The sequence below is a fragment of the Sphingobium sp. B1D7B genome (assembly GCF_025961965.1).
Classification (GTDB): domain Bacteria; phylum Pseudomonadota; class Alphaproteobacteria; order Sphingomonadales; family Sphingomonadaceae; genus Sphingobium.
The window spans coordinates 42481-64431 of the sequence record NZ_JAOQOR010000001.1; the positions used below are offsets into that span (position 1 = coordinate 42481).

The 21951-nt window shown below is 63.5% G+C and carries 17 protein-coding genes; 4 read left to right on the forward strand and 13 right to left on the reverse strand.

Going from position 1 to position 21951, the window contains the following annotated elements; genetic code table 11:
* Positions 1-56 precede the first annotated feature (56 nt).
* Positions 57-476: a hypothetical protein gene (locus tag M2336_RS00225; RefSeq protein WP_264573465.1), complete on the forward strand. Its 420-nt coding sequence runs from the start codon at positions 57-59 to the stop codon at positions 474-476.
* 186 nt (positions 477-662) lie between these two features.
* Here M2336_RS00225 and M2336_RS00230 read toward each other — a convergent pair whose 3' ends face one another.
* From M2336_RS00230 to M2336_RS00280, 11 genes are all read right to left on the reverse strand, one after another.
* Positions 663-1601: an IS5 family transposase gene (locus M2336_RS00230; RefSeq protein ID WP_264573466.1), complete on the reverse strand. Its 939-nt coding sequence runs from the start codon at positions 1599-1601 to the stop codon at positions 663-665.
* 92 nt (positions 1602-1693) lie between these two features.
* Positions 1694-2281: an urea carboxylase-associated family protein gene (locus tag M2336_RS00235; RefSeq protein WP_264573467.1), complete on the reverse strand. Its 588-nt coding sequence runs from the start codon at positions 2279-2281 to the stop codon at positions 1694-1696.
* A complete protein-coding gene (gntA, locus tag M2336_RS00240; RefSeq protein ID WP_264573468.1) occupies positions 2281-2964 on the reverse strand; it encodes a guanitoxin biosynthesis heme-dependent pre-guanitoxin N-hydroxylase GntA in 684 nt (227 codons plus the stop codon). Before gntA ends, M2336_RS00235 begins: the two co-directional genes overlap by 1 nt.
* Positions 2965-3082: 118 nt before the next feature.
* The gene (locus M2336_RS00245; RefSeq protein ID WP_264592470.1) at positions 3083-5203 is read right to left on the reverse strand and encodes a M3 family metallopeptidase; all 2121 of its coding nucleotides are present in this window, start codon (positions 5201-5203) and stop codon (positions 3083-3085) included.
* A gap of 208 nt (positions 5204-5411) precedes the next feature.
* The gene (locus M2336_RS00250; protein WP_264592471.1) at positions 5412-6683 is read right to left on the reverse strand and encodes a porin family protein; all 1272 of its coding nucleotides are present in this window, start codon (positions 6681-6683) and stop codon (positions 5412-5414) included.
* 99 nt (positions 6684-6782) lie between these two features.
* Positions 6783-7874: a transferrin-binding protein-like solute binding protein gene (locus M2336_RS00255; protein WP_264592472.1), complete on the reverse strand. Its 1092-nt coding sequence runs from the start codon at positions 7872-7874 to the stop codon at positions 6783-6785.
* A gap of 184 nt (positions 7875-8058) precedes the next feature.
* Positions 8059-9642 (reverse strand): alkyl hydroperoxide reductase subunit F, encoded by a 1584-nt coding sequence (gene ahpF, locus M2336_RS00260; RefSeq protein ID WP_264592473.1) that lies wholly within the window; start codon positions 9640-9642, stop codon positions 8059-8061.
* Between the two features lie 168 nt (positions 9643-9810).
* Positions 9811-10374 carry an alkyl hydroperoxide reductase subunit C gene (gene ahpC, locus M2336_RS00265; RefSeq protein ID WP_264592474.1) on the reverse strand — a complete coding sequence of 188 codons (564 nt, stop codon included), beginning with the start codon at positions 10372-10374 and terminating at the stop codon, positions 9811-9813.
* A 252-nt stretch (positions 10375-10626) separates the two neighbouring features.
* Entirely contained in the window at positions 10627-11637 is a 1011-nt protein-coding gene (locus tag M2336_RS00270; RefSeq protein ID WP_264573473.1) for an alpha/beta hydrolase, read from the reverse strand.
* Between the two features lie 120 nt (positions 11638-11757).
* A complete protein-coding gene (locus M2336_RS00275) occupies positions 11758-13899 on the reverse strand; it encodes a PQQ-dependent dehydrogenase, methanol/ethanol family (RefSeq protein WP_264573474.1) in 2142 nt (713 codons plus the stop codon).
* A 114-nt stretch (positions 13900-14013) separates the two neighbouring features.
* Positions 14014-17127 (reverse strand): TonB-dependent receptor plug domain-containing protein, encoded by a 3114-nt coding sequence (locus M2336_RS00280; protein WP_264592475.1) that lies wholly within the window; start codon positions 17125-17127, stop codon positions 14014-14016.
* Between the two features lie 486 nt (positions 17128-17613).
* Between M2336_RS00280 and M2336_RS00285 the strand changes: the two genes are divergently transcribed.
* From M2336_RS00285 to M2336_RS00295, 3 genes are all read left to right on the forward strand, one after another.
* Positions 17614-18087: a Fur family transcriptional regulator gene (locus M2336_RS00285; RefSeq protein WP_264571155.1), complete on the forward strand. Its 474-nt coding sequence runs from the start codon at positions 17614-17616 to the stop codon at positions 18085-18087.
* Between the two features lie 132 nt (positions 18088-18219).
* Positions 18220-20148: a 1-deoxy-D-xylulose-5-phosphate synthase gene (dxs, locus tag M2336_RS00290; RefSeq protein WP_264573476.1), complete on the forward strand. Its 1929-nt coding sequence runs from the start codon at positions 18220-18222 to the stop codon at positions 20146-20148.
* On the forward strand, positions 20145-20951 hold the full coding sequence (locus M2336_RS00295) for a DUF72 domain-containing protein (protein WP_264573477.1): 807 nt from the start codon (positions 20145-20147) through the stop codon (positions 20949-20951). Before dxs ends, M2336_RS00295 begins: the two co-directional genes overlap by 4 nt.
* A gap of 9 nt (positions 20952-20960) precedes the next feature.
* Here M2336_RS00295 and M2336_RS00300 read toward each other — a convergent pair whose 3' ends face one another.
* Entirely contained in the window at positions 20961-21434 is a 474-nt protein-coding gene (locus M2336_RS00300; RefSeq protein WP_181560471.1) for a pyridoxamine 5'-phosphate oxidase family protein, read from the reverse strand.
* A gap of 99 nt (positions 21435-21533) precedes the next feature.
* Entirely contained in the window at positions 21534-21950 is a 417-nt protein-coding gene (locus M2336_RS00305) for a DUF3035 domain-containing protein (RefSeq protein WP_181560472.1), read from the reverse strand.
* Position 21951: the final 1 nt, after the last annotated feature.

The following is a 21951-nucleotide window of genomic DNA, read 5'->3' on the forward strand; positions in this document are numbered from 1 at the left end:
GCGCCGGGGGCCAATCCGCCTCTCGCTCATTGTGCTCCTGCAACAGGAGCACCGCCATGACTGCCAACCCCTTTTCGATGTGGTTCGATTTCGCGCAGACCTGCATTCGGGCCACCGAGACGATGGTGAGCACGCACAATGTCCTGCTCGCCCGCACGCCGATCATCATGGCGGCATGGCAGTCCCCCTTCACCGCCGATGGTCGCGAGCTCAGCCTGATGGTGACGGAAAAGACTGACGCCTTCGGCAAGGCGGCCCGCGCGCAGGATCGCGGCGCCCGCCGCTTGCGCCAGACCGGCGCGGCCAACGCCCGCGACATGCAGCGCCTCGCCTCGGGCCAGCCCTTCTGGCCCCATGACTGGATGCGGATGATGGAGCGCAATGTGGCGACGACCGTCGCCATGATGGCGCTACCGGGCAAGATGCTCGCGCCTTATCACAGCGCCGTGACGGCCAACGACCGGCGTTTGCGCTGAGGCGGCTGCGCTGGTTGACGAAGCGATAGCGAGCGCGACCTGAGCCCTCCTCTTCAGGGGATCGTTGCGAAAGGGGTAATTGGGTCTTTTTCGTAAGCGACCGTGGATCTGGGTACGTACTGTGCCCCTGAAGAGGGCGGGGTTCCGGCATCGGGAGGCCGCCCTCTTGGCGTTCTGGTGTCTGGCTCAGGCCAGTTTAAGCGATCGCTTCATGTTGTAGGCAAGGGCGAGCAGAAAGCAGTGACTTCGGTTTGCTTTCAGGCCGTTATAGCGCACCGCCGTAAACCCCATCCATCGCTTGAGCGTGGCGAACACGCCCTCGACCTGGGCACGGATGGGGGAGATCAGGTCGTTGTGGCGGCGCTGCAAGGGTGTAAGCGGCGGGCCGCCGCCCCAAGTCTTGTGCATGATCCGCGGCTTGATCCCGGCTGCCTTGAGCCACTGTCGCCGCGCCCGCTTGGCATAGGCCTTGTCGGCATAGACCGCCTGCTCGTCGCCGCACACGAGGCGCTCTGCCATGTCGGTGTCGGCCACGTTTGCTCCGGTCAGTACCAGCCGGCGGATCAGGCGGCTGTCCTGATCCGTGCCGATATGCACCTTGTAGCCATAATGCGCGCGATGCTTGCGCATGGTCAGCGTCGCATCATCGTCCACTGCCTCGCGCGTGCCGCTGCTCGAGCCGGGGCGGAAGGGCGTTGCCACCAGCGAGGCATCGATCATCGTGCCGCGCTTGAGCACGATACCGCGCGCCTCCAACTGGCGCGAGAACTCGCCAAACAGCTTTTCACTCAGCCCGGCCTCGACCAGGCGATTGCGGAACCGGCACAGCGTCGTGTGATCGGGCGACGAGGCTTCGAGCGGCAGGCCGATGAACCGCCGGAACGACACCCGATCGTTGATCGCCTCTTCCAGATCGGCATCCGACAGCCCATAGAACTGCTGTAAAAGCAAGGCCTTGAGCATCAGTAACGGTGGAAACGGCGGCCGTCCGCCCCCTTGATCGAGCCGCACCAGCAGCTTCTCGAACCGATACCACCGCACGTCCTGCGATAGCCGATCCAGGCTCTCGTTCCGACCAAGTTTGGGCGATACCCAACCCTCCGCAAAACCGAGCTGACCTGTCATCACCTGCCTCCTCAACGCAAGGCAAGTGAATCAAATGTCACACCGTTTTGCAACGATCCCCTAAAGAGGAGGGGAGACCGGGTCGCAACGCCCTAAACCAGATCTTCAACCATATAATCGATCGGCCGAAAGCTCCCGCCATTGCTGGCATAAGCCGAGCAGGCCGTCAGGCCGATGATCAGATCCATCTCCGCCTTGAGGACAATCCGGTCGCCCGCCGAGCTGAGCGGCGGCAGAACACTGATCTTGCCGTCCGCCCCCACCGGCACATTCATGAAGCAATTGAACGCGACCGGGATCATATCGGCCGTGATTCCATAGGGCGCGAGCGCCGCTGCCAGATTGCCGAAACAACCCGGAACGACCGGCTTGTCCGGATAAAAATGTAGGAAGGTATCGGTGCTGCACGGCGTCAGCAGAAAATCATGGCAGCCGACCGTATCCTGCTCGATCGTCAGCAGCACATTGGACCGGTTCGACCACAGCCTGTTGCCCGTCGTCAGCCGAATGGTCTCCTCATAATCCAGAGTGCGCCCATTGCTGAGCACCTCGCCGATATCCGCGCGATTATAGGCCAGCAGGTCCGCCACCTGGCACCCTTCCGGGTCGATCACGGTCAGATACTGGCCGGCACGCAGTTCGAACGCCACGCCCGAACGGGGCGGAATACGCTCTGCCATCACGCGACCTCGCGGGGGTCATGGAACGGGCATTTCCAGTCTTCGCCGACATGCCGCCCGCTATACTGCGCGGCCTCGCTACTCGTGCCGTGGCGTGCAAGCATCGGGTTGGCTTCACCGGCAAGATCGACATCGCGGGCGATGATCGTCTCGCGGATCTTTTCGTAGCGCCCTTCCTGACGCAATTGCTCGAACTGATCGTGCAGGTTGAACACGATCACCGGCCGCTCGAAACGCCGCGCCGGCCGGCTCGCCGCCGGATGCAGGCCCACTGCGAAAAAGGCTTCGCCGCCAAAGCTCAGCGAGAAATGGGGATCGTCCGGATCGCGGCTCACCCGCTCATCATAGGGCAGGCCAAGCCATGCGTCCTTGTCGGCCAGCGATTGCAGGCGGTCCCACATCGCCTGCTCATAGGCCTTTTCGTCCAGCGGCGCCGCATGCGCGAAAATGATCGCGAGGCTGCGGAACAGCCCCGGGTCGCTCGCATAGGATTGCGCCCAGGCCATCAATTCGCCGTGCAGCCGCAGGTCATCCCAGCCGCTGTCGATGGACCAGCCCACCAGAATGTTAAGCGTCCCGCGCGAGAGAGCCGATTTGGCCCCCACGCACGGAAAACTCCGGTCCATGATAAACGCCTCGAAAGAGGCGCGCAGCCGCGCTTCTTCCTCCTGTGAAATCAGCATCCGTCCTATATCCGCTATCTACTCAGTCTAATTCAGAAATCCTGCCCGGGGCATTCGTTCCAAATCGAGGCGGGTTCCCCGCACTAACAAAAAGCAAATCGCACGGATTGAGGCGGGATTACTGCGCCGGAACAGGGAAGCCCCGCTTGCGCAGCAGCGCATTCACATCCGGGTCGCGACCACGGAAGGCGCGGTACGCTTCGGCCCGGTCGGTCTCGTTGCCGGTCGAGAGCAGCGCCTTGTTGAAGCGCGCGGCCAGCGCCGGGTCCCAGACATTGCCGGTCTCCTCAAAGGCAGCCCAGGTGTCCGCATCCATCGTCTCGGACCACAAATAGCTGTAATAGCCCGCCGAATAGGCATCGGATGAGAACAGGTGATTGAACTGCGGCAGGCGGTGCCGCATGATCATCTCCTTCGGCATCCCGATTTCCGCCAGCGTCTCCCGCTCGAACGCGTCGATATCGGTCGGCGCGTCGGGACGATTGTGCAGCTTCATGTCCACGATGGCCGACGAGAGATATTCGACCGTGGCAAAGCCCTGGTTGAAGGTATCGCTGGCCTTGATCTTGTCGACCAGAGCCTTGGGGATCGGCGCGCCCGTCTGGAAATGGCGCGCATAGGTCTCGAGAATATAGGGCGTCAGCACCCAATTCTCATGAACCTGGCTCGGATATTCCACGAAGTCGCGCGGCGTCGTGCCCAGCCCCGGCCAGGTGATGTCATAGCTCAGATAATGCAGCGCGTGGCCGAACTCATGGAACAGCGTGGTCGCATCGTCGAGGCTGATCGTCGTCGGCACCCCGGCGCTGCCCTTGGCGAAATTGTTATTGTTGGACGCCAGCACATATTCATTGCCGTTGAGATGATCCTGCCCCTTGTAGGTGGTCATCCACGCCCCGGAGCGCTTTCCGGTGCGTGCCCAGGTATCGAGGTAGAACAGCCCGACAACCTTGCCACCGCGCGTCACCTCGAAGGTCCGCACATCGGGGTGGAAGACCGGCACGGCGCCGCTATTCTCGGTGAAGGTGAAGCCGTAGAGCCGGTTCGCCATGTCGAACATGGCGGAGACCATCTTGTCGAGCTGGAAATAGGGCTTCACCTCATTCTGATCGAGGTCGTACTTCGCCTTGCGCACCTTCTCGGCGTAGAAGCGATAGTCCCAGGGCTCGATGGTGATCTTCGGCCCCTTGCCGGCCTTTGCCTCCGCATCGGCGATAGCCTGCATGTCCGCCACTTCCTCGCGCACGCGGGCCACGGCTGCCGGCCACACCTTCATCATCAGGGCCATCGCCTTGTCCGGCGTCTGCGCCATGGTGTCGCGCATGCGGTATTCGGCATGTGTCTTGAACCCGAGCAGCTTCGCCCGCTGGGCACGCAGCGCCACGATCCGCGCGATGGTCGCATTGGTGTCATTGGCATCGCCATTGTCGCCACGATTGGCGAACGCCTCGAACACGCTCTTGCGCAGGTCGCGCCGCGTCGAGCTTTCGAGGAAGGGCTGCACATAGGAACGGGTGTTGATCAGCAGCCAGCCATCCACGCCCTTGTCCTGCGCCGCAGACTTCATCGTCGCCACGAAGTCGGCCGGCAAACCCACGAGATCGGCCTCGCTGGTGAAGGTGATGAACTTCTCCTCATCGGCCAGCACCTTGTTCTGGAAGCTGCTGAACTCCTGCGCCAGCGCGGTCTCAATGCCGATCAGCTCCTTCTTCTGCGCGGCATCCAGCATGGCGCCGTTGGCGACCAGATCCTCATAAGTGCGGGTCAGCAGCCGCATCTGCTTGGCATCGAGGCCCAGCGTGTCGCGCTTGTCGTAGAGCGCCTTCACCCGCGCGAAATAGCGCGGATCGAGCGTCAGTTCGTTGAAGAAGGCGCTGAGCTTCGGGCTCCACTCACCCTGAATGCGGCGGATGTCGTCATTGGAGAGATTGGAGACATACACGCCCCAGATCGGCATCACCCGGTCGGACAGCGTCTCCTTCTGAAGCGCGGTGATGGTATTGTCGAACGTCGGGGCGGCCTTACTGGCCAGCACACCCTCGAACTGCGCCTTCACCGAGGCCATCACCGCCTCGAACGCGGCAGGGAATGCCGCCGGGTCCACCTTGTCCCATGCGGGCACGCCGCCATAGGGGCCGGTCCATGGCGCGGTGATGGTCTCCGCCTTCTGGGCGGCGAGCGGCGTGGACAGCGCGAGCGCGACGGCGCTCAACGGGGCAAGAACATGCTTTGAAGGCATTTGTCGGAAAACCTCAATCCTTGGGAAAACGCAGTGTCGCGTCACATGAGGCCAAACTTATCGGCTACCCGCTTGGTTTCAACCCCTTGCGGGCGACGCGACAGTCCCCTCGACAAGCCTGCGTGCCCGCCGGCACGACCCGGACGCTACGGCGCAGCGTGATCGCCCTGCGCGCAGACCGCATGCCCGCCAGATCAGAAAATCGTCGTCACGCCGATGTCGAGCGCGTACGGCGGTAGGCGTAGAGCGCGATATTGCTCTCGTTGATCGTATGCGAGACGCCCACGCGCAGCGCAAACCGGCCAAGCGTCACCTTGCGATTGAGCGCGCTCACGCCAAGGCTGTAGCTCGTGTCACGCCGCGCCGTGCCGAACGCGGCAAACACGCCATCGAAGCGGCTGTAGGAAAAACCGGGCTGCAGCGAGAGCGAGAAGCCCATCGGCAATTCGCGCGCGTAGATAGCGCCCGCCGTGTAGGAGGTCTGGGCAAAAGCGCGGTTGGCCGCATCGTGACGATTGATGCCGACGCGCAAATTGCCGAGGCTCTGTTTGTCCAGCGAGCGCGTGACGCCCAGCGACAGGCCGAGCAGCGCCCCATTCAGATGCGTGGCGCCCTTATGGCGCAGGTCGCTCGCGCTGGCTTGCAGGCTGATCGCCGTGCGGGTGCCCGGATAGTAAGCGACATCCGCCTGACCGCCGAGCATCCGGCTATAGGGCTGCCCCCCATACCAGCGGCGGGAGGCCGTGCCGGCGGCGGCCAGCGCGAACCGGCCCAGCGTCACGCGCGGGCCGAGATAGGCGCTCAGCACCATGTCGTCGAACTGCTGCCCCTGATAATCGCGCCGCGAGAGGGATGCGCCAAATCGCTGCCGAACCCGGGCGGACAGACGCGGCGCCCACTCCGCGCCGATCTGCCCATAGACCCCCACCCCGCTCGACCGGCGGGCTGCTTCCGACAGGTCAAACGGCAGGCCGTAGAGCTCGATCGTTTCCGCCGCCGTCGCCGCATTGATGTTGGTATCCGGCGCGAGCGCGAAGGAGGCGCTGAACGACCAGGATCGCATCTCGCGAATGGACTTGAGGTAGCGATCGACATTGGCGGAGACGATCGCGGGCAGATTGGCCGCGCCGGCCAGACGGAACTGTCGCTCGGCATTGGCATAATCCCGGGCGACATAATAAGCGCGCGCCAGCTCCAGCCGCACACGCACGGCCTGCGGCTGATCGGCCAGCAAATGTCGGAACTGCCGGATCGCCTCGCGCGTTCGCCCCGCTTCCATCAGCGCCATGCCGAGGCGAAACCGCAGCTCGGGATTGGCCGGATCACGCGCGAGCCGTTCGGCATAGGCCTCTGCCGACACCGACATGGCCGCCGCTGGCGCTGCCGCTTCCGGCGCGCTGCTGGCCGCCGCATCGGGATGCGCGGCGATGGCCGTTGGTGTCCCGGCCATCGCCATCGCCCCCACCTGGGACATCAGCATGAATGCTCCCACTGCAGACATGTGCTGCCGTCCCATTCGATCCGCTGCCCCCACCACGCCCTCGGCGCCCCACGCGCGGGCAGCGGATCGCCCCTCGGGTTACTGCTTGATTCCGGCGATCGTCCCGAGCGCCGTGTTCGTGCCGTCGGAGAGCGACCAGATCGCGCCAATCTCATCGGCTGCCGGCCCGTAGAAGCTGCCGCCGATCGTGCCGACCGCGCCGCTCTGCAGGGATGCCGCACCGCTCGGTGCGCTCGTCACCGCCGTAGTGCCCGAGAAGTCATTGCCGGAGAGCGAAGCCGTGAACGAGGCATCGTTCCACGCCGCCTGCTGCCAGTTGCCGTTCTTCTCATAGCCAACCTGCATGTTGGACGTGGTGCCGGTCAGGCTGTTGGCGGCAAAGTTCACGCTGATCGCGGCATTGCCTTCCAGCTCGCCGACATTGCGGGCACTGCCATCGACAAAGCTGACATAGCCCTCCACCTCGCCGGCATAGGTCGCGGTGCCGCTCGTCGGCATGCCGGCGTTCGGCGTTTCGTACCCGCCGATCAGCGGCGCATAAGTTCCAAGCTGGCCGTTCTGCCCAAAGACCGCCCATTCGCCGAAGCGCAGATAGCTCAGATCGCCATTATCCAGCTCGCCATCGAGCACGACCTCCAGTTTGCGACCGTTGGAGAGGTTGGCCGAGTAGCAATCGTCGCAATCCTCGACGAGGGCCACATTGGTGATCCCGGCCGCGGGGACATTGACGGTGAACTTCAGGCCTGATGAGTCCCGGCTGATCGTGACGCCATTGGCGTTGGCAGTCGCCGCGGCGGTGGGATTCCCCCGTGCGTCGAAATTCACCGCAAGCTGGCTGAGCGGAAAGCTGATCGTTCCCGACGTCTGGGTATCGAACGAGGCGCCATTGGTGGCCTGCACGACCGGCGTCGCGTTGCTGCCCGGCCCGGCGACGATGTTGGCGATCGGCCCCGCAGCAGGCGTGGGAGTCGGCGTGGGGGTTGGGGTCGGCGTGGGGGTTGGGGTCGGCGTGGGTGTCGGTGATGGCGTGGGTGTCGGCGCAGGCGTGGGGGCGGGCGTGGGCGTCGGCGTCGAGTTCACGCCTTCGTCTCCGCAGGCAGACAGGGTGAGTGACAGCGCCGCTGCCGAAACGAGCAGCAAGGCCCTGGAATAAGTCCGTGAAATTATCATGATGCACCCCCTGGCAAAGACATGGACCGGCTCGGGATTTCATCCGTTCGCCGCTACAGCCTGCGCCTGCCAGAAGGTGATCGACCCGGCATCTCCCAAACGGGATATACGCGCGCATCCACAAGAAAGGGGCGCCCGGCCCGTGCCGAACGCCCCTCTCAAACCTTCAATGCGTGGGCTGCGATCAGGCTGCCTTCGCCTGCTCCTCCGCCGGCGCGAGGCGGATCAGATAATCGAAGGCAGAGAGTGCGGCCGTAGAGCCCTGCCCCATCGCGATCACGATCTGCTTGTAGGGCACGGTGGTGCAATCGCCCGCCGCGAAAATGCCCTGCTGCGAGGTATGCGCCCGCGCGTCGATTTCGATCTCGCCGCGATTGCTCAGCGCCACCGCATCGGTGAGGAATTCGGTGTTGGGCACCAGACCGATCTGGACGAAAATGCCCTCCAGCTCGATCAGATGCGATTCATCGCTGTTGCGGTCGCGATAGGTCAGGCCCACCACCTTTTCGCCATCGCCATGCACCTGCGTCGTCAGGGCGGAGGTCACCACCGTCACATTCGGCAGGCTGTGCAGCTTGCGCTGGAGCACGGCATCGGCGCGCAACTGGCTGTCGAACTCGACCAGCGTGACATGCTTGACGATGCCGGCCAGATCGATTGCCGCTTCCACACCGCTGTTGCCACCACCGATCACCGCGACGCGCTTGCCCTTGAACAGCGGGCCATCGCAGTGCGGGCAATAGGCCACGCCCTTGTTGCGATACTCATCCTCGCCGGGCACGTTCATCGTCCTCCAGCGGGCGCCAGTGGCGAGGATCACCGCCTTGGCCTTGAGGGTCGCGCCGCTCTCCAGCTGCACTTCGGCGAGGCCGCCCGGCGCCTTGGCCGGCACCAGCTTGCTGGCTTTCTGGAGGTTCATGATGTCGACATCATAATCCTTCACATGCTGCTCCAGCGCGGCAGCCAGCTTCGGCCCCTCGGTGTGCGGCACGGAAATGAAGTTCTCGATGCCCATGGTATCCAGCACCTGCCCGCCGAACCGCTCGGCAACCACGCCCGTGCGGATGCCCTTGCGCGCGGCATAGATGGCCGCAGCGGCACCGGCCGGCCCGCCACCCACCACGAGCACGTCGAACGGCTCCTTGGCGGCGATCTTCTCGGCCGCGCGGGCGACGGCACCCGTATCCAACTTGGCGAGGATTTGCTCGATATCCATGCGTCCGGAGGCGAACGGCTCGCCATTCAGATAGACGCTCGGCACCGCCATCACCTTGCGCTCATCGACTTCCGCCTTGAACAGCGCGCCATCAATGGAGACGTTGCGGATGCGCGGATTGAGCACGCTCATCAGGTTGAGCGCCTGCACCACGTCCGGGCAGTTCTGGCAGGAGAGCGAGAAATAGGTCTCGAACTGATAGTCGCCCTCCAGCGCCTTGACCTGTTCGATGACCTCATCGCTCACCTTGGGCGGGTGCCCGCCGACCTGCAGCAGCGCCAGCACCAGCGAGGTGAACTCGTGCCCGAGCGGAATGCCGGCGAAACGCACGCCAATATCCGTGCCGACACGGCGGATGAGGAAGCTGGGCTTGCGCGCATCGCCTTCCTCGGCCGCAATGGTCACAAGATCGCTCAGCCCGGCAATGTCTTCCAGGAGGCCCCGCAGCTCCGACGCCTTGGCGCTGTCGTCCAGCGACGGCACCAGCTCGATCGGCTGCTTGATGTTGGCCATATAGGCCTGCAGCTGGCTCTTGATATTGGCTTCCAACATGGGATTTCCTTTGAATTTCTCCTGCTTTCAGCAGGGTGGGGCGGTGGCGATGCGCAGCACCGCGCAAAAGCGAAAGGTCGCAGCGTCGCCGTACCACCCTCTGCCCCTCCTCGCATGAAGAGGGGAGAGAACGACGGGATCGCCACGCGACCCCGTCGCGAAGCAGTCTTAGATCTTGCCGACGAGGTCGAGCGAAGGTGCGAGGGTCTTCTCGCCTTCTTCCCACTTGGCGGGGCAGACTTCGCCAGGGTGGCTCGCCCAATATTGCAGCGCCTTGATCTTGCGGAGCAGCTCGGCAGCGTTGCGGCCGACGCCTTCCGGCGTGATCTCGACCAGCTGGATCGTGCCTTCGGGGTCCACGACGAAGGTGCCACGGTCAGCAAGGCCGACGCCTTCGCGCAGGATCTCGAAATTGTTCGAAATGCTGTGGTTCTGGTCGCCCAGCATGTAGTAGCTGATCTTGCCGATGGCCGGCGACGTGTCGTGCCAGGCCTTGTGGCAGAAGTGCGTGTCGGTGGAGACCGAATAGACTTCCACGCCCATGCCCTGGAGCGTCGGGTAGATGTCTGCCAGATCCTCAAGCTCGGTCGGGCAAACGAAGGTGAAGTCAGCCGGGTAGAAGAAGAAGACGGCCCACTTGCCCTTCACGTCCGCCTCACTCACGTCGACGAACTTGCCTTCCTTGAAGGCCGTGGCGGAAAACGGCTTGATCGGGGTGTTTACGAGACTCATGTCTGCTCCTCTTGGTGAATTGACGCCTTGCACATAGGCATCATTGTTGTTCAGGCAAAATTGATTAATCTCAACGCAAAGATCGATTTTGTCGATCTTTGCGCTGTCAATTGCGCGCCTGTCACACAGTTAGGGAGAAAACATGTCGGCTAAAGGACAGGCGCGACCATCCAACGCACATCGCGCCCTGCCGGTCTCGAACCGGGCAGGGCGTGTGGGGCCAGAGCGGTGCCGCGCTCGCCTTTCGCGAAATCAATCCTTGGCGAGATGCTCGGCAAAGAAGGGCAGGACGAACGCCCGGAAGCGCTCGCGCACGCGATTGCCATGGTCGCCCTCATAGACGGTATAGCTATGCGCAACCCCCATCCGGTCAAGCAGCTTGGCCATATCGCCATTATCCTTGATGAGGGTGTCCTTGTCCCCCACGTCAATCGCGATGGCCTTGAGGCTCTTGAGCGCCGGCAGATATTGCGGGGCCATGGCAAGCGGCGCATTGGCCGCCCATTGCGCGATGATCTGAGGCTGGACGACGCCCTTTTGCGTGCCAAGGTCGAGATAGAAGGGCGCTTTGTCCGGCGCGGGCGACCATGCCGAGGCTGCCGCGAAGTCGGCCCGCACGCCAAAGTCGCCCTTGAGCGCTTCATCCATGCTCATCGCTTCGAGGCGCTGGCTGCGCTCTGCATCCACCGGGCGGGCGGAGAGGCAGCAGGCGCTCATCGCGTAGATGCTCGAAAACACGCCGGGATATTTCATGGCAATGCGTAGCGTCCCGTAGCCGCCCATTGAGTGGCCGCTCAGGCCGCGCGACTCTTGCTTGGCGAGCGTGCGATAGTGCTTGTCGACATAGGCAACGAGATCCTGCGCAATGAAACGCTCGAAATTGCCAGTGGTCGGGGAGCTCGAGTACATCGAGCCGCCATGGCGCGAGTTGGAATCCGGCACGACCAGAATCGCCTGGCGGTTCTTGGCCTCGGCGGTGTTCAGCGCGTCGGCAAAGCCGATATATTTGTCATAGCCCTCGGCCGATCCCATGAAGCCGTGCAGGAAATAGACAACCGGATAGCGCTTGGTGCTCGTCGCATAATCTTCCGGGAGGAAGACGATCACGTCGCGGTCGGCGCTGTTTCCTTCCAGATTGCCTTCCACCGCCTGCGAGTGGACCTTGATGTGCTCCACCTTCACCTCGGCCCGGCTGGCCGTCAGTGGGAGAAGCATCAGAGACGCCGCCATCAGGCAGCGGGCAAACAGGGATTTGGGCGGCATCACTCTCTCCTCAACGCGCGACCCGCCCTTGCGGGCGGATCGTTAGACCATAGCGTTAGCAGGAGTTGCACGACCGCCGCCGACCGCGCAACGCATTATGCGGTTGCGCGGTCGGTCTGATCAGCGTGCCTTGGCTTTCTCTTCGGCAAGCAGCGCCTTTGCCTGCTGGTTGAGATAAGCGCGGATGGCCTCGGCTTCTTCGGGCTTGAGATAGGCCGCGAAGCTCGCCATGCCATTCTGTGCCAGCGCGCCGCCAATCACCACCTGCTGCCACAGATCCTTGTCGGCAATCAGCGGTGAGCGCCGCAGGTTGGGGTTGACCGGACCGCCATGGCAGATCTGGCAGAACTGGAAGAAACCCTTCTGGCCGGTCGCGATCTGCGCCGCCGTGAAGGTCTCGTTGCTCGGCGTCGGCTCGGGCTGCGGGATCGGCGTGTAGGGCGGCAGCTTGCCGCTGCCCTTGATCTTGAACGCCAGCACGAGGCCGTTGGGCATCTTGTTCTTCATGAACGGCGTGCCGCTTGCCATACCCATCGAGCCGCCATAGCCGGCCATGACGGCAATATATTGCTCGCCATTGACGCGATAGGTGATCGGCCCGGCCAGCACGCCGCGATGGGTCTGGAAGGACCACAGCTTCTTGCCATTGTCCGCGCTGAACGCCTCGAAGTCGCCATGCGGCGTGCCCTGGAAGACGAGGTTGCCAGCGGTCGCCAGCGTGCCGCCATTCCACGGCCAGTCGCGCTCGACTTCCCAGCGCGGCTTCTGCGTCACCGGATCATAAGCGACGAGCTTGCCCTTCACCATGGATTCGAGGGCCTTGCGGCGCCCTTCCACGGTATCGGGCAGACCCGGCATCGCCGGCGGATCGAGGAAGGACACTGCCGTATTCCAGCGCCCCTCATGGATCACGAACGGATCGGCATCGCCATAGACCAGAGGATGCTCCATCGCCGGAATGTAAACGAGGCCGGTCTTGGGCGAATAGCTCATCGGCATCCACGCATGGGCGCCGATGCCCGAGGGGATGACCAGCGCCGGCCCATTGTCATAGCGCACGCCGGGCTTCTCGATCGGCCGCCCCGTCTTGAGGTCGATGCCCTCAGCCCAGTTCTGCCGCGCATAGGGCTTGGCGGAGATCAGCTTGCCGTTCGTCCGGTCGATCACATAGAAAAAGGCGTTCTTCGGTGCCTGCATCAGCACCTTGCGGTCGCGCCCGTCGATCTTCAGATCCGCGAGCATGATCTGCTGGGTGGCCGTGTAATCCCAGGTTTCGCCGGGATTGATCTGATAGTGCCACTTATAGGCGCCGGTATCCGGGTCGAGCGCGAGAATGGAGGAGAGGAAGAGATTGTCCCCCTTGCCGGCGCTGCGCCATTTGTGATTCCAGGGCGAGCCATTGCCCACGCCGATGAGAAGCTGGTTCAGTTCCTGATCGTAGACCACGCTGTCCCACACGGTGCCGCCGCCGCCGAGCTTCCAGTAATTCTCGCCATACCAGGTCGGCCGGGCCAGCTTCTCCAGGATCGCGTCGGAGGCAGCGCCATCCGGTCCGTCCTTCGGATTGCCGGGCACCGTATAGAAGCGCCAGACGAGCTTGCCGGTGTTTGTATCGTAGGCGGAGACATAGCCGCGCACGCCCAATTCCGCGCCGCTATTGCCGATGATCACCTTGTCGCGCACCACGCGCGGGGCCATGGTGATGGTATAGGGCTTCTTCTGGTCGACCGTGATGGTCTCCCAGACCTTCTGGCCGGTCTTGGCGTCGATGGCAATCAGCCGACCGTCGATGGTGCCGACGAAGACGCGCCCCTTCCACACGGCGACGCCGCGATTGACGACGTCGCAGCAGGCGTGCGCGGCCTTGGAGCCTTCATTCTCCGGGTCGAACTGCCAGAGCTGCTTGCCGGTCGCGGCATCGATGGCGACGACCTTGGACCAGGCGGTGGAGGTGTACATCACGCCATCGACCACGATGGGCGTGCCCTCCTGCCCGCGCGCGGTATCGAGTTCCAGCGCCCAGGCGAGGCTCAGCTCGCCGATATTGCCGTCATTGATCTGGGTGAGCCGCGAATAGCGCTGCTCATCATAGGTGCGGCCATAGGTCAGCCAGTTGTCGTCATCCTTGCCAGCCGCTTCGAGCCGCGCCTGATCGATGGCGGCGGGGCCGAGAGACGTTTCGCTCCCCTCAACGCCGCTGCACGCCGCCAGAAGCATCGTCAGCACCGCAATCGGCACAGGCCGGATCGACCGCAACACCATAATCCACTCTCCTCTTCGCGCGGCCCGCTCCGGCCCCGGCCTTGTCCTGAAACAAAGATAAGAGGGGAATGCCCGGCAGGCAGTCCCCTCTTTCCCCCTTTTAGTCCGTCATCCTCAGAATTTGAACGACGCGCCGAGGTAGAAGCGGCGGCCATTCATATCATAGAAGTAGGCATTGAACGGGCTGGCACCCACGCCATTCCCGAGCGGAGCCGCTGTATTATACTCGATCAGCGGCGGCGCCTTGTCGAACAGATTGTCCACACCCCAACGCAGCGTCGCATCCCGTGTCACCGCGAACGAGCCGTTCAGATTGAACAGATCGTAAGCCGGTGCGCCCACAAAGGTGGTGGCGTTGTTGGAAGTATAGGTGATCGACTTGGCGGCAGGCAGATGCTGCCACTGTACCCCAACCGTGACAGGCCCAACCGCATAGCTGAACGAGTTCAGCATCTTCCAGCGGAAGGAGCCAGGGTTGATGCCGTTCTCGGCAATGGCTGCGCTGCCCACCGGCCCCAGCGTGCCGGCATATTCAACCAGCTGCCCGGCCGGTCCGGCCGAAGCCGGAAGGGGCGCAGATTTCATCGAGAGCAGATAGTTGAACACCGAGTTCACGCTGAACGTGCCCGGTCCCACCGGAACGGACCAGTCGAGTTGCACATCGATACCCGAGGTGCGGAAACGTCCGTTGTTCAAGTAGGTGACCTGCACATTACCCAGCGCGCCATCGCCGGCCACGCGTCCAATGGCTTGGCAGGTCGCTGCTGCGGCAGCAGCGGCCGGATTGTTGCTGATCGCCGGATTGAACGCGGGGTCGAAACAACGGCGTTGTGCGGTGTCGAGCGTGAGGGGGCCGATGGCGTCGTCCACCTTGATATTATAATAATCGACCGTCAGTCGCAGGCGACGCAGCAACTCGCTGGTCGCTGTGGATTTGAACACGGCGCCGAGAGTCCAGGTCTTGGCCTTTTCGGGCTGAATGCTCGGATTTCCAACGAGGGTCGGGAACGCAAAGGCCGGGCCCTGCGCATTGTAGAAGGCCGGGTCGGAGTAGAAGGTGTTTGCGGTCCCGGCGATCGTCTGGTCCATCAGGATGCGGCAGACCGCCAGCACATTGGCGGCGTTCGGATTGGTGGCCGTATTGGCGGACCAGCCCAAGGTGTTATTCAGGCGACAGACGTCACCACCACCAGCCGCTGTGAAGGTCTGCTGGGGTGCCAAGAACAACTCGGCCACGTTCGGTGCCCGGATAGCCTTGTTGAACCCGCCACGGATGGTGAGAAAGTCGGCAACTTCCCAATCGGCCATCGCCTTCCAGGTGAAGGCATTGCCGGTCGTGTTGTAGTGGGAGTTACGCGCACCCACGGTCACGTCCAGCTTGCGGATCAGCGGCAGATCGGAAAGCACCGGCACGAGCAACTCGCCGTAGAATTCATCCACGCGGATGAGCCCCTTCGAGTTGCCGCTCGGATAGATGCCGATCGCCTGATCCTGGAAGGACGTGCCCTGCGAGGTCAGCGTATCGTTCTCGAACTCATAGCGGTTCTGACGATGGCTCGCACCGACCGCCGCACGAACCTGACCGGCCGGCAGGTTGAACAGCCCGCCCTGCGCGTTCGCTTCAAACACGCTCTGCTGCATGACTGCCCGGTTCTTGAGGTCGGCGCGGATGGCGTCGATACAATCCTGGGAGATCTGCGCGGCCTTGTTGAACGGATTGAAGCCGCTCGTGCAGGTGGCCGATGCCGCACCGAAACCGCCAAAGGCTGCGTTCCCCTGTGAGCTGAATCCGGCGCCCCAGTTGGGCGATTGGATGACAGCCCGGAAGCGCGCGAGCGAGGCCGTACCCGTAATCAGGGCATTGGTTTCGGACTCACCCTGAGACGCATAGGCTTCCCAAGTCCAGTCAGTGCCAGGCACCTTGCCTTCCAAACCGGCGACCAGATTGTAGGTGAACACATCTGTACGAGATTCGCGGTTGGCGTAATTGAGGTAGTAAGTGAGCTGCCAGGGCGCAGTCGGATTACCGCGCGAAGCCAGCACCTGCGCCAACTCGGTTGGGATTGCTCGCCCATCGACGGGAATGAGCGCGGACCATCCGTTCACGGATGGCGAGGGCTGCTGGACCGTGCGGGTCTGAACGCGCGTGAACGTGCCTTGCGCGAAGGCGCCGATCCAGTCGTTGATCTCGTAATTGCCGCGCGCATAGAGGTTGTAACGGTTGAGCGGCAGAACCAGCAGCTCGTCCTGGAAATTCTGCCCGAGCGTTCCGTCGCCCTGACGCTTCCATTTCAGGCCGGTCAGATCGCCCTTGAAGCGCGAAACGCCCCCGGGAGGGCTCTGGAAGAAGCCGGTGAAAGCCGTGCCATCGTCGTTGAAGTAAAGCCGGCTGCCGGCCGCAACGCGCGCGGCGCCGCCCGCAGTCGTTCCGAACAGGTTGTTCAGCGCAGCCTGACTGGGATTGTTACCGCCGACCGGCTGATAGCCCGAGAAATCGGGGAAGAACTCGGTGCCGGTGAAGCGGGGGTCCTGCCACGCGCTGCGGAACCAGGGCCGGTCGCGGCGCAGGGCGCTTTCGCGATCGTTCATGGACAGGCCAATCGTGATGTTGCCTCGGCCATCGTCGAAGTTCGCGCCCATGATCCCGCTGATCGAAAACTCACGACCGTCGCCCCGCTGGGAGATGCCCATCTGGGTATCGAACTGAAGACCCTGGAAGTTCTTCTTCAGGATGAAGTTGACCACGCCGGCCACGGCGTCCGCGCCGTAGGTCGCCGAGGCACCGCCAGTGATGATCTCGACCCGCTCGATAGCCGCTGCCGGAATCGTGTTGATGTCGACAACGCCAAGCCCATTGGCCGGTGTTGCCCGGCGCCCATCGACCAGCACCAGAGAACGGTTGGTGCCGAGGCCGCGCAGCGAAACCGTCGCAGCGCCGGGCGTGCTGGTAGCGGTCGGCTGAATGTCGCTCGCAATGGCGGGGGTTTGGACCGGCGTGAAGCCGGGAAGCTTGTTGAGGTTGGTCTCAAGCGCCGCGGTCGAGCTGTTCTGGAGCAGTTCCTGCCCCGCTGTGACGATCGGGCTGCTGGCTTCATAGTCGCGTCGAACGATGCGCGAGCCGGTGACCACGATGGATTGCTCGTCAGCGCCATCGGCCTGCTGCGCGATCGCGCCCGATGGCATGGACAGAACCGTCAGTGCCGTCGTGCACGCCAATGCCGCGCGCACGCAAAACGAGTCCATTTTTACAGACATAAGTTTCCTCTCCCTTTTCTCAGCCGCCTCCCGACGACTGCACTCCCGCCCACTTTCCGGAGCCCGATTCTGGATCGTCAGGTCGCTGACACAGCCTTGTCGGCACACTCTCGTAGTAAGCTAACTAATAGGCTAGGCGACGATCCGGGACAAACTCAAGCGGATAATATCATCGATAACGCAATCGAACGGAGTGTTGCCAATTAGGCACAATTTTCAGAGTTCCTATTTCTGCTTTAAAACCAGTGCTTTGCAGATATTTCCAGTCCAAAAATCGCCGATAAACAAGGAGATGATGCCGGCCAATAAGTGGATGAAGTCAATTTTCGGAAAAACGCTTTCGACAATTCTGCCGGATTTCATGCAAATTCCGGACTGCGATCCCGCGTAGCCTCCGTCGCGCGCCGCACGCGTTCGCCAAGGCTTGTGGCGTCGGCCAGCAGAGCTTAGATTGTGAGCATGGCCACCGCTGACCATCATATTCACAACCATGCCGAGCCGACGGGCATCAAGCTCTCGGCTGCGGCCCGCGCCACGCTCGAAGCCAAGGGCGAGCAGTGGACGGACATGCGCAGCGACATTTTCGATGTGCTCGCGGCCGAGGAAAAGCCGGCCTCTGCCTATGATATCGCAGACAAGGTCTCGCAGAAGCGGGGGAAGCGCGTCGCGCCCAACAGCATCTATCGCATTCTCGACCTGTTCGTGGCGACCAACCTCGCCCAGCGGGTGGAAAGCGCCAATGCCTATATCGCCAACGCCCATCCCGGCTGCCTGCACGACTGCATCTTCCTGGTCTGCAAGGCCTGCGGCGAGGCCACGCATATCGACAATGACAGGCTGACCAGCGAAGTCCGCCGCATCGCCGGGGAAGACGGGTTCGCAACCGAACGTCCCGTTATCGAAGTGCTGGGCACCTGCGCCAAATGCGCCTGACCTGAGGCGCTCGCAGGCACTGCGACATAGCGCCCTGCCCCTTAGACCAGTTGCGGCGATATGCGATGAGCCTATCATCACAGGTTGGATGACCGTTCGACAATGGCCGGTTAACGCACTAGATAAGAGCCGATGATGGACCAGCCCGAGACGCCCCTGCTCGATCAGGTGCGCACCCCCGCCGATCTTCGCAAGCTCGCCCCCGAACAACTGCGGCAGTTGGCCGATGAGTTGCGCGCAGAAACGATTTCCGCTGTCGGCACGACCGGCGGCCATCTGGGCTCCGGCCTTGGCGTCGTCGAGCTGACGACTGCCATCCATTATGTGTTCAACACGCCCGACGACAAGCTGGTTTGGGATGTCGGGCATCAATGCTATCCGCACAAAATCCTGACCGACCGGCGCGACCGTATTCGGACGCTGCGCCAGGGCGGTGGCCTGTCCGGCTTCACCAAGCGCGCCGAGAGCGAATATGATCCCTTCGGCGCCGCGCACAGCTCCACCTCGATCAGCGCCGCGCTCGGCTTTGCCATCGCCAACAAGCTGAGCGGCCAGCCCGGCAAGGGCATCGCCGTCATCGGGGATGGCGCCATGTCGGCCGGCATGGCCTATGAGGCGATGAACAATGCGCGCGAGGCCGGCAACCGGCTCGTCGTCATCCTCAACGATAATGACATGTCCATAGCGCCGCCGGTGGGCGGCCTCTCGGCCTATCTGGCGCGGATCGTCTCCAGCCGCGAGTTCCTCTCGGTGCGCGAAGCGCTGCGCAAGCTGGCGCGCAAGCTGCCCCGGCCGCTCCACCAGGCCGCCCGTAAGACGGACGAGTTCGCCCGCGGCATGGCCATGGGCGGCACGCTCTTCGAGGAGCTGGGCTTCTATTATGTCGGCCCCATCGATGGCCACAATCTTGACCAGCTGATCCCCGTGCTAGAGAATGTGCGCGACATGGCGGACGGGCCGGTGCTCGTCCATGTCGTCACGCAAAAGGGCAAGGGCTACGGCCCTGCCGAGGCGGCCGCGGACAAATATCACGGCGTGCAGAAGTTCAACGTCGTGACCGGCGAACAGGCCAAAGCCCCCGCCGGCCCGCCCAGCTACACCAATGTCTTTGCTCAGGCCCTGATGGCCGAGGCCGAGCGCGACGAAAAAATCATCGCGATCACCGCTGCCATGCCCTCGGGCACCGGGCTCGACAAGTTCCAGAAGACCTTCCCGAACCGCTGCTTCGACGTCGGCATTGCCGAGCAGCATGCCGTGACCTTTGCCGCCGGCCTCGCTGCGCAGGGGATGCGCCCGTTCGCGGCGATCTACTCGACCTTCCTGCAGCGCGCCTATGATCAGGTGGTGCATGACGTGGCGATCCAGAACCTGCCAGTGCGCTTCGCCATCGACCGCGCCGGGCTGGTCGGTGCGGATGGCAGCACTCACGCCGGCAGCTTCGACATCACCTATCTCGCCACTCTGCCCAACATGGTGGTGATGGCGGCAGCCGACGAGGCCGATCTGGTCCACATGGTCCACACCGCCGCCTGCCATGACAGCAGCCCCATCGCGCTGCGTTACCCGCGCGGCAATGGCGTCGGCGTTCCCCTGCCCGCCAAGCCGGAGCGGCTGGAGATCGGCAAGGGCCGCATCGTGCGCGAAGGCAAGCGCGTCGCCATCCTCTCGCTCGGCACGCGGCTGGAGGAAGCGCTCAAGGCCGCCGATGCGCTGGACGCGCGCGGCCTCTCCACCACCGTCGCCGACTTGCGCTTCGCCAAGCCCTTGGATGAAGCGCTGATCCGCAAGCTGCTCACCACCCATGATGTGGCGGTGACGGTCGAGGAAGGCAGCATCGGCGGCTTCGGCGCGCATGTGCTGACTCTCGCAAGCGACGAAGGCCTCATCGACGCCGGCCTCAAGCTGCGTACCCTGCGCCTGCCGGATTTGTTCCAGGATCAGGACAAGCCGGAAAAGCAGTATGACGACGCCCGGCTGAATGCGCCGCATATCGTCGAGACGGTGCTGACGGCGCTGCGCCATAACAGCACCGGCATCGAGGAGACCGGAGCGCGGGCGTGACGGCCGGCGCTATCCGCACCGGGATCGGCGGCTGGACCTATGAGCCGTGGCGCAGCACCTTCTACCCGGCCGATCTGCCCAAGGCGAAGGAGCTGGACTACGCCGTCAATCATCTCGCGACGATCGAGATCAACGGCACCTTCTACCGCACCCAGTCGCCGGCGACCTTCGCCAAATGGCGCGACGCGGCGCCGGACGGGTTCGTCTATGCGGTCAAGGCGCTGCAATATTGCGTGGCGAAGAAGAAGCTCGCCGAGGCCGGCGAATCGATCGGAAAATTCCTGAATTCGGGCCTCTCCGAGCTGGGCGACAAGCTCGGGCCAATCCTCTGGCAGTTCCGCCCGACGCGTCAGTTCGATGCCGACGACATGGCCGCCTTTTTCGCCATGCTACCGGACAAGATCGATGGCGTTCGCACCCGCCACGCCGTCGAGGTGCGTCATCAAAGCTTTGCGTGTCCCGAGTTCGTCGCCCTCGCCCGGCAACATGGCGTCGCCATCGTGGTCGCGGACCATGACGAGCACCCGCAGGTCGCCGATCTGACCGCCGATTTTGTCTATGCCCGCCTGATGAAGAGTGATGAACAGGTCGAGACCGGCTACGCAGCCGCCGATCTCGATCAATGGGCTGCGATCGCCCAATCATGGGCGGCCGGACAGGCGCCAGAAGCACTGACCTATGTCACGCCAGACAAAGCGCCCGCGCAGTCCCGCGATGTCTTCGCCTACTTCATTTCCGGTGCGAAAGAGCGCAATCCCGCAGCGGCCATGGCGCTCGCCAAGCGCCTGACCGCGCGGGATTGATCCGACCGATCAAACCGGCATCTGCGCGTGATCGCCGGCTTCCTGCGGATCGATGCGGCTGCCCGTCAGCAGCTTGAGACGGCCCTTGATGCCAAGATCGGCTGTCCAGATTTCGATGTCGCCAAGGTCCATCCGCAGCACCAGCAGCTTGGGGTCGTCGCGGCCGTCGAACCACGCTTCGACAGGGTTGCTCCAAAAGCGGTCGATCAGCCCCTCATCGGTTTCCTCGACAAGCTCACCTGAAACGCAGGCGAACACATCATGCCCCTTGGACATGAACTGCGCCATGGCCGGCCCGCCGGACGCAAGGCGATTGTCGCGCTCGGTAAAGAACCAGACCGCACCGCCATAAGCCGGGCCGAGATCCTTATCCAGGCAGGCATGCATGGGCAGCGCGTGCTCGTCGCTGCCGTTGCGGCGGACCATCAGCACCGGGCTGGCGGCCAGCGCCTTCCAGAAATCATCCTTGATATCGTGAGACATGAGTGACTCTCCTTTCCCCCGCTCAACGAGCCGCTGAGCGGAAAGGTTGCAGCGCTGCCCTTCGGGGCGGCGCCGTCACTCATGCTGATAAGCTGCGCCTTATTGCGCGGACGCAACCACGCGCGCGAACTGGCCGTCACCCTCGGGCGCGGCAATGATGTCCTGCGTCACACGGCCCTTTTCGAGCACTTCCGTCTTCGGGTCGCCAACGACCGAGCGGATGCCGACCTCGGCCAGCGAGCGGCCGGCTTCGCGCAGCGCCGAGGTCTCAGCGCCGCTGCGCGCAGCGGTACCGCCGAACATCGCCTCGAGCGCCTGCTGGTTGAGATTCTGCTGGCTGGCCGCTGTACCGGGCGCCGGGGGCGAGAGCGAGAAGTCCGGCGGAATGACCAGCGGCGGCTGGCGAGAAACAGCCATTTCGTCCGGCCGGTCACGGTTGAACAGGCTCGTGCCTCCGCAGGCGGACAGCAGGGTCAGGCCGGCGAGCACAACCGGAAGACGATAAGACAGACGCATG